8 protein-coding genes and 2 pseudogenes are annotated in these 12,085 nt (G+C 59.8%); 3 read left to right on the top strand and 7 right to left on the bottom strand.

Annotated features, from left to right (window positions below; translation table 11 throughout):
* Window positions 1–560: 560 nt before the first annotated feature.
* Window positions 561–1,547 (bottom strand): annotated as a pseudogene (locus MTR72_RS35030) (IS110 family transposase).
* Here MTR72_RS35030 and MTR72_RS35025 point away from each other — a divergent pair.
* The gene (locus MTR72_RS35025; RefSeq protein ID WP_280971188.1) at window positions 1,539–1,697 is read left to right on the top strand and encodes a hypothetical protein; all 159 of its coding nucleotides are present in this window, start codon (window positions 1,539–1,541) and stop codon (window positions 1,695–1,697) included. The pseudogene MTR72_RS35030 and the gene MTR72_RS35025 sit on opposite strands and share 9 nt — an antisense overlap.
* Window positions 1,698–2,026: 329 nt before the next feature.
* Here MTR72_RS35025 and MTR72_RS35020 read toward each other — a convergent pair.
* The 4 genes and pseudogenes from MTR72_RS35020 to MTR72_RS35005 all read right to left on the bottom strand — a co-directional run bounded on the left by MTR72_RS35020 (window position 2,027) and on the right by MTR72_RS35005 (window position 7,317).
* Window positions 2,027–3,167, bottom strand: a pseudogene (locus MTR72_RS35020) (IS110 family transposase).
* Window positions 3,168–3,464: 297 nt separating this feature from the next.
* The gene (locus MTR72_RS35015; protein WP_280966445.1) at window positions 3,465–5,510 is read right to left on the bottom strand and encodes an adenylate/guanylate cyclase domain-containing protein; all 2,046 of its coding nucleotides are present in this window, start codon (window positions 5,508–5,510) and stop codon (window positions 3,465–3,467) included.
* Window positions 5,511–5,728: 218 nt separating this feature from the next.
* Window positions 5,729–6,361, bottom strand: coding sequence for a tyrosine-type recombinase/integrase (locus tag MTR72_RS35010; protein ID WP_341511990.1), 633 nt, complete (start codon window positions 6,359–6,361; stop codon window positions 5,729–5,731).
* 218 nt (window positions 6,362–6,579) lie between these two features.
* Entirely contained in the window at window positions 6,580–7,317 is a 738-nt protein-coding gene (locus MTR72_RS35005; RefSeq protein WP_280971112.1) for a Crp/Fnr family transcriptional regulator, read from the bottom strand.
* Between the two features lie 572 nt (window positions 7,318–7,889).
* On the opposite strand from MTR72_RS35005, the gene MTR72_RS35000 reads away from it, so the two are divergent.
* Window positions 7,890–9,143: a transglycosylase SLT domain-containing protein gene (locus tag MTR72_RS35000; protein ID WP_280971113.1), complete on the top strand. Its 1,254-nt coding sequence runs from the start codon at window positions 7,890–7,892 to the stop codon at window positions 9,141–9,143.
* A gap of 311 nt (window positions 9,144–9,454) precedes the next feature.
* On the opposite strand, the gene MTR72_RS34995 is transcribed toward MTR72_RS35000, so the two are convergent.
* The gene (locus tag MTR72_RS34995; protein ID WP_280966447.1) at window positions 9,455–9,793 is read right to left on the bottom strand and encodes a cupin domain-containing protein; all 339 of its coding nucleotides are present in this window, start codon (window positions 9,791–9,793) and stop codon (window positions 9,455–9,457) included.
* Between the two features lie 52 nt (window positions 9,794–9,845).
* Window positions 9,846–10,823 (bottom strand): Bug family tripartite tricarboxylate transporter substrate binding protein, encoded by a 978-nt coding sequence (locus tag MTR72_RS34990; RefSeq protein WP_280966448.1) that lies wholly within the window; start codon window positions 10,821–10,823, stop codon window positions 9,846–9,848.
* Window positions 10,824–10,947: 124 nt separating this feature from the next.
* Here MTR72_RS34990 and MTR72_RS34985 point away from each other — a divergent pair, with 124 nt between their 5' ends.
* Complete coding sequence (locus MTR72_RS34985) at window positions 10,948–11,910, top strand: LysR family transcriptional regulator (RefSeq protein WP_280966449.1); 963 nt, start codon at window positions 10,948–10,950, stop codon at window positions 11,908–11,910.
* Window positions 11,911–12,085: the final 175 nt, after the last annotated feature.

The following is a 12,085-nucleotide window of genomic DNA, read 5'->3' as shown; positions in this document are numbered from 1 at the left end:
ATGGCTGCGGCCAGCATGGAAGGTCAGCTTATGGCCCATCGGCGAAGTGGCGGCACGCTGAGGTGCGCTCAGCGGGGTACAGCGGCCGAGATTTGCTCAGATTGAGTTCTTCGCCTTTGGACCCGATGTATGGTCCGGCCGCACGTTGCAACCTGTCAGATGCATTGCATCAATGTATCCGGCCTCTGATTGGAGCGTGCTGTGCTCCGGGCCATCATGGATATCAGCGCGCATTCGAGCTGATTAGCGGACAGGCCTCGAACGGGCCATTCGGGTCACCAGTGTTCGCATGCGCCGGGAAGACCGATCTTCCATCGTCGTCTCATCCTCTCGCAGACCTCGGCGGGTAAGGGATGTTGGTTACGTCATCCCGATAGCTCTTCACTTCGCGCTGTTCCTTTGTTCCTGCCCGGCGCTCGTTCCTTCGTCCCGGCCTGCGCGCGCAGACGCGCCGCGCGCAAGGGGCCGTCAAGGCCGGCCGTCGTGCTGTCCTGACGTCTTGCTCTATGCGGCCAGGCTGCGCCTTGACGGCCCCGAGTACGGCGCGAGGATCGGCCAGGTCAGGACGCCGTCTCCTCAGTCTTGACGCACTCGAAGGCGCGTCCCTTGTTGAGAACCGCCCAAGCGATCCGGGCGAGCTTGTTGGCAAGCGCAATCGCCAGCACGTTGTGATGCAATCGCTTCTTGGCAGCTTCGATCCAAGAGTTGAGGCCGTAGCGCTCCCAGCACTTGACCCTGACCAGCACGACCCATGCGGCTTGGACGAACAGCGCGCGTAGGTAGCGATTGCCGCGCCGTGATATCATACCGAGGATCGTGCGGTCGCCGGTCGATATCTGCTTCGGCACCAGTCCAAGCCAGGCGCCGAAGTCGCGGCCTTTCGAGAACACGTCTCCAGTGCCGATCGCGGCCGCCATTGCACTTGAGATAAGCGGGCCAATGCCGGGCACCGTCATCAGTCGCTCGCAGGCCCTATCTTGACGAGCCAGCGTTTCGATCTCGCTAGACAGCCCCTCGATACGCGCACCCAGCCGGCGCCAGTCGCCCGCCAGATCCTCGATGATGCGTAACATGCGAGGCGAGAGCACATCGGTGCGCGTCGCGAGGATACCCGGCAACTCGGACCGCAGGGAATGCAGGCCTTGCCGGACGGCGATACCCCGCTCCAGCAGGAACGCACGGATCTGATTGATGACGCCGGTACGCTGACCGACCAATCGATCGCGGACACGGTGCAGCGCCTGAAGGTCGAGCTGATCGGCTGTCTTGGTCGCGACGAATTACATGGTTGGGCGTTGGACAGCCTCAGCGACGGCTTCCGCATCTCGGAAGTCATTCTTCTGTCCCTTCGAGTAGGGGCGCACGTATTTCGCCGGCATCAAGCGCGCATCGTGGCCAAGCATTTGGAGCTTGCGACTGAGGTGATGCGCGCCGACGCAAGCCTCCATACCGATCACGCACGGCGGCAAGTTGGCAAGCCGTGTTTCCACCTGACTGCGTGACCACTTCTGCCGCAGCACGATGGCACCGCGGTGATCATGACCCACGAGGTGGAACGAATTCTTGCCGATATCGATGCCGATCACGGCGACCGCTGTGTTGAGGTTCTGAGACATGGCGTGCTCCTTGACCTGAGCGCCCCTTGCCAGCTTCTCGCACTGGCGGGGCCGGAGCACGGCCGGACCATTCCATTCTGATGTCCCCAGTCAAGCACACAGCGCACGGTTTCTCATCTCCACGAGGACTCATCGTGAAGTTCTTGTGCCGATGGATCGTGCAGAGGAGAAGGCGGGACTCAAAGACGTCGGTGAACAGGCTCTGATGCGCGGGTTGGATACCGCATTTCCGTTTTTTCGTCTGGGGCTGTCCCTGGTCTAGCGTCGGGCGTCGATCGGATGATCGGCCACAGAATGGATTTCAGGATTTCCCCTGCCGTGGTCCCGCCTTCACTTCTGCACGATTAATGTCTGCGACTGCCCCCTGATCTTGATTGCACAAGGGGGGCTGTGGGCCGGTCGAGCGCACCTCACGACTCGAGCGGTCCACAGCCCCCACGCCTTCGAGGTGGGATGAGCTCGCGATTGATCGCCCAAATGAAGGCGGATAGCTCGCGGGCAATCGCCGTGACGATTACGGTCCGCCGCTTCTCCCTGCTCGAGTGAGCGGAAGCGTCCGCACAATCTGGTTTGCGCTTTCCACGCAATCTCGCGCGCGACTCTCGGTGCGGCCTCCACCTTTGGCTGCTTGTCTCGGCTCACGCGCGGCGGATATCGATAGCTCCAGGCCGCCTCCACAAGAATACGTCGCGCCCGCCCATTACCGGCTTTGGTGATGCCGCCTCGCTTGACCTGGTCGCCAGTCGAGTTTTCTGTGGGCACCAGACCCAGATAGCCCATCAGCTCGCGCGGATTTTGAAAGCGGGAGAGATCACCGATCTCGGCCAGCACCCCCACAGCGGCAATGAGATCAATCCCACGCACCGCCTGCAGGGCCGACACAACCTTGGCGAGCGACCACTCGGATACTACCTCGCGGATGGCATCTTCCAAACGCTCCATCCGCTCACTTTCCTGGCGTATCCCCTCAAGTAACTCTTCGAATGCGATCCGCTGCTCGCGATGCTCGAGCTTCTGCGACATCAGCCATCTCATGTGGGCTGGTCCCCAGGTTGTCTTACCCGGATAGATGCGTCCCAGCCGCAGCATCAATGACGAGATCTGTTGACGCTTGCCCTGGAGGTCCTTCTTCACTGCCTGACGGGCGCGCGAGAGATCGCGCATAGCCTCGTGGCGCTCGTCCGGCACCCACACCGCCGTGAGCTCGTCTGCGCGCAACAGCTTGGCGAGGCTTACCGCATCGCGCCGGTTCGTCTTCACTCGATCGCCGGCCTTCTTCGGAACGAGCGAGGGGGCCACCACCAGGCAGTCATGGCCGAGGCTCTTGAGCAGTCTGTAGAGACCATATCCTGTCGGCCCTGCTTCGTAGCAAAACGTCAAATGACAGCGTCTCGCTGCAAGCTTTGCCACCAGCTTTCGGATCGCTGCCTCCGTGGCAGGAAACTCCCCGAGATATCGTACCTCGCCGCCACGGCCGCCATCGGCAATGGCTATAGCATTGCGCGATTTTGACGTATCGATTCCGACAAAGACCTCGGTATGATGACCCACGACTCGCCCTCCTTGTTTGAGGCTCTGCCCGATCCATCCGGGCAACCCTCGTCGCAACATCGAGGGTGAGTCGCCTCATTTTGTGGGGGGACATACAGTCTAGCGGTCGTCGCACCGTGTTGCTCCCCATCCTCTGATCCCGGCACCAGGTGCGCTTTAGCGCGATCCAGAAAATTCGATTGGAGTAACGGGGCAGCAAGCCGCGCGAAGACAAACAACGTAGGGGAACGATCCGGTTCTGTCAGCGAGCGGCCGGCTGGGCGCGAAGCGCTTTGGCCGAACGAAGCCATCAGCTATTCAGCGTTGCGACCCGATTGCCGTGAGGTCGCCCCGTCGCGGGCCATCTTCATCAGCCTCCTCCCGCAAGCCAGCAAGCCTAAGCGCCTTTACCATCCTGCCCCGGAAGTCGGCATCGAAGCACCATAGAGCGTAGAGGCGATCAGCTTCTCGCACGCTGATGTTGGGCCTGAGTTTCAGCAACGGCGGGATTTGGGCCTTAGCTTCGTCAATTCTTCCGAGATGAGGGAGCGTGTAGACGAGGTGCAGACGGTCCAACCAGTTCTGCTCAGAGTAGGACCGTTGGAAGACCTCAAGAGCCTTGGCATACTCACCCTTCCGATAGTGGTCCTTTGCGACCACCCACCACCACCAGGATGGTGCCGCCGTCCCTGCAAGTGCCAGGCCCTTTTCTGCAAGCTTTCGCCCGTAATCCCAGTCTCCGGCATAAGCCAGAAGGTTGCCCATTGAGCCGAGGGCGTTGGCGTCATTCGGGTTGATGGCCAAAACGCGGTCAGCTTCAATCCGCATTCTCCCCGCCTGACAGGTTACGAAATAGGCATTGAAGAGTGCGAAATGCGCTGCTTCATCTTCGGGTGCAAATTCTACGGCGCGATTGCCCGCCTCAAGGATGCGGGGAACGAGATCGCTACCCTTCTCATTGTCGTCGAGCCCGGTACCCCAACTATATTGAATCTGCAGAACGCGCGTAAAGATCGCCCACGCCTCGGCATAATTGGGGTCGCGCTTTACAGTGGTCTCCAGACACGCACGGGCCCGTCGCATTGGCTCTGCGGCGCTCTGTGCCGCACTGGCCTGATAACCCTGAAGAACGCACTCATAGGACGAAAGCTCGGAAGCCGACTTTGCACGCGACCGCTCTAGCTCTGCTTTTGCGACTGCACCAGTCCGGATGTCGCCGACTGCAGCGCCTATATGATGGGCGATATCATTTTGTATGCTGAGAAGGCTTGTCGACGTCGTCGGCCGCTCAAAAGTCTGCGCCCAAACGTGGGTCCCCGAGCGCGCATCTATGAGCTGCGCAGTGACGCTAATCTGATCGGGGACGCGCCTGAAGCTGCCCTCGATCACATACTGGGCCTCAAGCTGCCGGCCCAGCTCTTGCATTTCCATGGCTTTCTTCTTGTAGGCGAAGGTTGTGTTGCGAGCCAACACCCGCAGTTGATCGAAGCGGCTTAGGACAGTGATGAGCTCATCGCTGATGCCATCCGAGAAATATTCCTGATTAGGGTCGCCGGATAAATTGTCGAACGGAAGAACAGCAAGCGTGGGCCCCCTGGGCTGGATTGAAGGTGCGCCCGCGATGCTGACGCTCACTTGGTTGGGGGCGCGGTGTCGACTGACACCTTGCCAAACGACCACGCCTGTGACCGAAAGCGCCGCAATCAAAATGGCAGCCAAGCGCGCTGAGCTCATTCGCGGCCACACTGGGGGAGCCTTTCCAAGCCATCGGAAGCCCGTTGGATGTGGCTCGTCATGAAGGCTCTGTATTGTCGTGAGCTCAGCAATAGCTTCAGGGCCCAGTTTATGAATACGAACAGGTCGCACGATATTTTTCAGCCGCTGCTCGCCACAGTCCTCGAACGGAAGCTCAAGTCTGCCGGCCAGATCCTCGTAAACTCGACTGGAGATACAGACTCCCCCAGGCTCGCTTAAGACTTCAAGCCGCGCTGCCACGTTAACCCCGTCACCGAAGATATCCTGATCGTCGACGACGACATCGCCCTCGTGCACACCGACCCGGAACTCTAGTCGTTGGTCCACCGGTACCTCAGCGTTGCGCCCGGCCATCGTTCGCTGGATAGCCACCGCGCAGGCTACAGCCTCCACAACGCTGGGGTACTCGATGAGAATGCCGTCGCCAGTCGTCTTGACGACGCGGCCATGATGCTCGGCGATGTTGGGGTCAACGATCTCACGCCGAATGACCTTAAGCCGGCGAAGGGTTCCGCGCTCGTCTTGACCCATCAGTCGGCTATAGCCAACCACGTCCCCTACGAGGATGGCTGCGAGGCGGCGCTGCTGGTGCATTTGCTGCACGGCCATTCTCCCCCACCCGAACGGCAGAGCAGAGACACGCTAGACCACCGGGCGGTAGCGTGGGCAACACCAGCTTAGCACCTTTCGGCATGGTAGGTGCAGAAAGTTGGGATTTCGACCACGACCCCGGCTCCTCGCAACCCACAGGTTGCCTCATCCGATGTCGCATTGGCCCGAAGCCGTCTGTGAGGGCAGCGCAGAGTGCGTCTGCTCTGCCCCCGGAGTCAGACGTCAACTTGTTCCGCTATCGCGAGGGCGTCGTCGACCTCGATGCCCAGATATCGGACCGCACTCTCGATTTTGGTGTGGCCCAGAAGGAGCTGCACGGCTCGCAGGTTGCCGGTTCGGTGGTAGATCAAGGTCGCGTTGGTCCGGCGAAGGGAATGCGTCCCGAACAGATGCGGGTCTAGTCCAACGTCCGCGATCCAGTGAGATAGAAGGCGGGCGTCCTGACGGGTCGTCATGTGTCCAGTCCGTCGCAGGCCAGTGAACAGGTATTCGCCTGAGTTCCTGCCTGTCACCCGCAGGTAGTCATCGATCGCCTGGCGCGTCGATTCCGTTAGTTCAAATTTGACCGGTCGGCCGGTCTTCTTTTGTCGAACGGTCGCTCTATCGACGGCGTAGCCGCTCGGCGCGACGTCAACGACTTTCAATGCTACGACGTCGCAACCGCGCAGCTTGCTGTCGATGGCAATGTTGAACAACGCCAGATCGCGGATCCGGCCTTCGACCTGGAGCTTAGTTCGTATAGACCAGACGTGCTTCAGACGGAGCGGCGGCTTTGCGCCGACGATCTTCCCCTTGTTCCAAGGAGTATGTTTCGAGGCGGCAGGGGTGGTGCTCGGGATATCGGTCATGTTGACCTCCTCAGCTCGTGAGGCTGGTCATTTTGGCCCGGAGCCCTGCCGATCTTACGTCCGCTTCCAGACGTTGAAGACGTACTTGCGTCCAATTCGAGCAAAGTGGGACCGATTTTGACCCAGAGCCGAATTCGATCCTGCCATCGTCTGCCAAAGTGGCGCGCGCGGCCGAACGATTTCGGGCGGGACGTTCGGGTTACATCTTGGTCGGCGCGTTAGCTGGCCTGCATCTGCCTCGCGGCCTTACCCGGGATGATCTGATCGGTTTGACGGCGCATGATGTCGTAACATTCACAGGACGCTTGCTCGAGACGCCCCCTATCGATTTCGATCAAGCCCCGCCGATCTGCTCTGATAGCGCCCGAGGCGCGGAGTTTGGCAACCTCCAGTGTCACGGTCGTTCGTCGCACCCCGAGTAACTGCGAAAGCGTCTCCTGAGTTAATGATAGAATGTTGCGTTCCGCCCGATCATGCAGGTGAAGCAGCCACCGGGCCATGCGGGCCTCGACGGAGTGCAGCCCATTGCAGGCTCCGACGTGCTGGAACTGCATGAGTATCGACCTCGTGTGCGTCTGGACCACATGTCTGATGGCGCTGCTCCCCATGTAGGCTGCTTGAAAACGCTCTACGGAGATTTGCGATGCGGTGCCGCCCACCCGCACGACCGCGGTCACGGACGACAGGGAGGGGTCTCCACCCAGCACCGAGAGCGCACCGAGGGCTCCCTCGCGCCCGATCACGGCGGTTGCAATCGTTTCCCCGTTCGGCAGGCCGAGCATGAAGGAGATGGCGCCGCTATGGGGAAAGTAAACACGGTCGCGTCGATCTCCCGATCGCGCTACCACGACATCCTGTTCAAGGGATACTTTCTGGAGATGCGGCGCGAGTAATGCGAGGTCTTCCGACGGCAATGCAGCTAGGAGCTGATTACCAACGCTAGCAGGGCGCTCCATCATGGGAGCCCCCGAGCGCATATTTAACTCAACTTTCGTCGTGCTGATTGGAACACCATACGGGTCGAAATCGAGGAGGTTCCCGCGATAACCGACCGACGGGGCCCTCGCTGGGCAAGCCGTCTAAGGCCGCCTTGTCAAGCAGAACATTTAAGCAAGCACTCCAATTCGTCACCGAATTGTGGAGCCGGCTTTTGGCTTTTCGACCGAACCTGGCGCTCGTCTTCATGTCTGCAGGGCCCCGGCACAGCCAAATCGACGCGCATGACCCAACTGAGACATTCGCGCATCAGTCTACTGTTGTGCAAGAATGCAGCAAGCGCTGTGGTAGGCTGCAACGCTCCGGCCCGAGCGGAGACAACGGTCACGGCAGACCTGAGCTTGGCTGGACCGGCTCCACTGAGACCGACGCTAGCGGTCATAAAGCGGATTGCGATTGTCCATCCCAGCGAACCGTCCTCGGAGGTCTTGCGACGTCGCGGCCTCGAGATGCTTGGGAGCGGCGTGCGCGCGGGCGCCGGTCTCGATGCGCTAACGCACGAAGATGCCTTGTTTAGCGATAGTTGCGCGACATGGCGCCCGTCCCGTTCCTCGGTAGGAGGCGCATCACGACCGCAACTTCCAATTTAGGCAATCTTGGCGACGCGGCCGAGACTGGCCGCACCTGCGCCACAGGTGCGCCCCATTGCCATCCCCCTCGCCTCCTTAATCTGCGTGCCAAGTCGGGGCATGAATGGGGGACCGCGGCCGCGCGGCTGGCGACATTGAAGATTTGGCAAGCAAGCTGTATTGCCGGCGCGCTGACAGCGACTTCGCTTGCCGCGATTGGTCAGATCGCGGTACCGCGCCAAAGCATCGCAACGCCGAATGCAAGAGTGGCTGATGCATTCAGCGGCATCCCGCTGAATGTGACGATGGTCCTGACAAATGCCGGCGCCGCGTTTCCGGCCCCGGCCATCGAGACGAAATTCGATACAGGATTATCGGCTAATGCGATCGTTGCGGCGGGATTCAGCGCCGCGGCGCCGGACTCGGTGCTGCCGTCTGATGTAGCCAGTTCGCAAGGGCCAATGTTGCAGGTCGCCAGCCTCGAGGCGGCGCCGCCCGAGAACTCGACAATGCCACAGCAGGACCATCCGCCCGCGGCCTCGCCCAATCCGGGCGAAGGCAAACCGTCGTATCTGAAGTACTACGTCTACTCGGAAATTCCGCCGCCGGAGAAACCCGCGAAGATCGCCTTGTCGGCGTTGAGCGGCGTTCCGCTCGGAACGCCAGTCCAGGAGATCGAACGCGCGGCCGAAGCGTTCGGTGTCGATGTCAATTTCATGAAGGCGGTCGCCAAAATCGAATCCGATTTCAATCTCAAGCAACGCACCGGCTCCTATATTGGTCTGTTCCAGCTGAGCAAGTTTGAGTTCAACAAATACGGATCGGGCGACATCCTCAATCCTCGTGACAACGCCATGGGTGCCGCCTACAAGTTCCTCAGCGAGGCCGCGCTATTCGAAATAATGACGCAGAAGAAGCCGACCTTTTCCGATCTCTACCTGATCCACCAGCAGGGTTGGGAAGGAGCCGCACAACACATCAGCCATCCGCAGCGGATTGCCTGGAAGTCGATGTGCGCAACCCAGGAGGGCTCTGAAAAAGGCGAGCGATGGTGCAAGCGCGCCATCTGGGGCAACACGCTGCCGGCCGTCAAACGCGAATGGAAGTCGGTCGATCGCCTCACCTCGGGTGCGTTCGTGGCGATGTGGCGGGACCGCGTCGACACGCTCTATGCCCGCTATCCTGTGCTAACTGCGGCGGCCGAACACTCGAGATAGAACAGCTTGCGACTGCCCCCACGCACACCTCTTGGCCCACATTCGTTTCGTCGAGAAGCTCTGTCGGCGATCGAGTTTCCGGCGCAGGCAGGTTTGCGTTCCGCTTAGAGACTGGTGGTTGTTCGGCTCCGGCGGCGGGATTGACCCAAACACCTCGACCAGTGCCGCTCCGCGACCCGGACTCCTAGAGCGTCAAGTAGGCGGCGCAGGTCCGGTGTCAGGGGGTAAACCGGACATCCATCTCGTGATCCTCGACCGTCACTTTTGACCCGATTCGGACCTCGGTGCCGCGGTCTGCTATGTCCTGCTGATCAGGAAAGTCCGACAAAGTCGTAGTCGCCGAGCCCCTGCAGCACTAGAAACACAGCGGAGCTGTCGCTAGCATTCGTGACCCGGTGCGGTCGGCCAGGACGTACAGCGTAGGTTTGGCCAACGCTAAGACATACCTCCTCGTCCGGATCGCGTGTCGTGACGTGGATTTTTCCACTAATTACATAGAACGTGTCTTGTACTTCGTTGTGATGGTGCCAAGGCACGCATTGTGTTGGGCTGATCTGGATTTCGGCAATCCGGAATCCGGGTCTCGCTGCGTAATAGGATCGGCGTTCGACTTCGTAGATTCGGCTGGTATCGCTCACTGCTTGCTGCATGTCAGCGTCTCCCTTGCAGGCTCATTGCCCATCGACGGGTTATCGAACTGGATTAGTCCACAGGCTTGATGCGCGCGTCGCGAATGACTTTTGACCAGCGTGCTACCTCCGATTTGATCTGTGCGGCGAAACTTGCCGGCGTATTAACGACTGGTTCGAGGCCCAATGAAGTCAGCCGGTCCCGGACTTCGGTCAATGCGACGATGCCTGCTATTTCGCGATACCAGCGAGCGACGATGTCCTGTGATGTGCCCGCGGGGAACAGGACGCCTTGCATGAAGATCGACTCTTGATCCTCATATCCGGCCTCCGCCATCGTCGGAACCTCGGGAAGCAGTTTCGACCTCGCATTGCTGGTGATTGCCAGTCCGCGCAGCTCGCCTTCCTTGATAAAAGTGACTGCGGCCGGCAAAGAGATGAAGGCAATCGGAACGTGGCCGCCTACCACCGACATCATGGCAGGTGATGCGCCATTGAAAGGGACGTGCACAAGATCAAGACCGGCAGCAAGTTTGAATAGTTCGCCAGCGAGGTGTGACGACTGGCCGGTACCTGCCGAGGCATAGCTGTATTTGCCTGGATTCGCCCGCACGAGGGCGACGAATTCCTTGAGATTGTTCGCTGGGAAGGACGGATGCACGATCAAGACATGTGGCGCCGCTGCAATGACGGTGACAGGCGCGAAATCCTTCACTGGATCGTACTGAAGCCTGGCGTAGAAGCTCGGGTTGAGCCAGAAGCTCGATGTTACGATAACGACCGAGTAACCGTCGGCTGGCGCGCGTGCCGCCACGGCAGTGCCGACATTGCCTGCACCAGCGGGAATGTTTTCGACATAGAACGCCTGCGCCCAACGTTCGGATAGCTTCGCGGCGATGATGCGGGCGACAGTGTCGTTCGGACCTCCCGGCGCGTACGGCACAATGATACGAACCGGGCGAGCTGGATAAGATTGCGACCATCCAGGTCCGGACACAGCCTCAATAAAAGCGGCCGCGGACAGGCTGAGAAACGCTCGACGGGCAATCATTGTGGTACCCCGTGTTCGATTGGCCTCGGTGTACGACTGCGCCAGTGAATTCGTCATTGCGATCGTACATCGGTGGGCTATAAGGAGGACCCGGTTTCTGCCTCTAGCCTTATAGGTGGCAGCTATGGCTGGCGTGACGATGGAATGGGAGAGCCGTCTCGGGCGCCGCCTGCGGGTGCGGGACCTCTACATCCTTTCGAGCGTGGTGAAATGCGGCGGCATGGCAAAGGCTGCTCGTGAGCTCGCAATGACCCAGCCGGCAGTCTCGGATGCCATTGCCAATCTCGAACTCTTGTTGCGTGTCCGGCTGTTAGACCGTAGCCCGCGCGGAATCGAGCCGACGCAGTACGCTGACGCGCTGCTCAAGCGCGCATCCACCGTATTTGACGAACTCAAGCAGGGCGTCCGCGACATCGAATTTTTGGCTGACCCAACTAGCGGCAATGTCAGGGTGGGATGCGCGGAATCGTTCATGGCTGGGTTGTTGCCGGCAATTATCGAAAAGCTGACGCAGCGGTATCCGAAGATCACGATTCATGCAGACTACGCGCAGCACGCAACGGCTGAATTCAGAGAGCTTCGAGAACGCAACGTTGACCTAGTCATCGGACGGATTTCCGAGCCGTTCCCTCACGATGATCTCACTACAGAGCCTCTCTACGAAGAGCGGTATTATGTCGTTGTGGGTGCTCAGAACCCCTGGGCGCGCTCCCGTAAAGTCTCTTTGGGAGATTTGGCGAATGAACAGTGGATTCACATGCCGCCGAACAACATCATTAGCGATTTGATCTCTGCGGCATTCGCGAAGCAAAGCGTTCCGGTCCCGCAGGAAAGAGTAGCGTCATTGTCGATGCACTTGCGAACACAGTTGGTTGCCAATGCCGGCTTTATCACGATCATGCCCAATTCAATGTTTCAGTTTAATGCCAAGCGATGGGGGCTAAAGGCACTCCCGATTGATCTTGGGATCAAAGGACGAAACGTCTCGATCGTTACACTCAAACACCGTACCCTGAGCTCTGTGGTTCAGGTGTTCATTGAGCATGCGCGTTTGGCGTCTAGGCAACTACGTCAAGAAACCAACTAGACACTTCTGCTTCTGACCCAGAGCGTCGATATTGGCATGTCCGCTTTTCCGCCGCTTCTAGGAGTAAACCGGACATAGCTCGGATTGGCCACGACTTCCGCGTCTGACCCTGGCTGTTCTCTAATTCCGGGCCTGCGGTCAAGACTCTCCAAACACATCCTTGCCGGGTTCATGG

Origin of the sequence: Bradyrhizobium sp. ISRA442, assembly GCF_038085055.1 — a bacterium.
In the GTDB taxonomy this organism is placed as follows: domain Bacteria; phylum Pseudomonadota; class Alphaproteobacteria; order Rhizobiales; family Xanthobacteraceae; genus Bradyrhizobium.
This window is presented reverse-complemented; position numbering and strand designations above follow the sequence as displayed.

Coding starts and splice junctions, on each gene's coding strand:
- MTR72_RS35025 (WP_280971188.1), top strand. CDS start 1,539: ATGACCCACGAGGTGGAACGAATTCTTGCCGATATCGATGCCGATCAC.
- MTR72_RS35015 (WP_280966445.1), bottom strand. CDS start 5,510: ATGGCCGTGCAGCAAATGCACCAGCAGCGCCGCCTCGCAGCCATCCTC.
- MTR72_RS35010 (WP_341511990.1), bottom strand. CDS start 6,361: ATGACCGATATCCCGAGCACCACCCCTGCCGCCTCGAAACATACTCCT.
- MTR72_RS35005 (WP_280971112.1), bottom strand. CDS start 7,317: ATGGAGCGCCCTGCTAGCGTTGGTAATCAGCTCCTAGCTGCATTGCCG.
- MTR72_RS35000 (WP_280971113.1), top strand. CDS start 7,890: ATGGCGCCCGTCCCGTTCCTCGGTAGGAGGCGCATCACGACCGCAACT.
- MTR72_RS34995 (WP_280966447.1), bottom strand. CDS start 9,793: ATGCAGCAAGCAGTGAGCGATACCAGCCGAATCTACGAAGTCGAACGC.
- MTR72_RS34990 (WP_280966448.1), bottom strand. CDS start 10,823: ATGATTGCCCGTCGAGCGTTTCTCAGCCTGTCCGCGGCCGCTTTTATT.
- MTR72_RS34985 (WP_280966449.1), top strand. CDS start 10,948: ATGGCTGGCGTGACGATGGAATGGGAGAGCCGTCTCGGGCGCCGCCTG.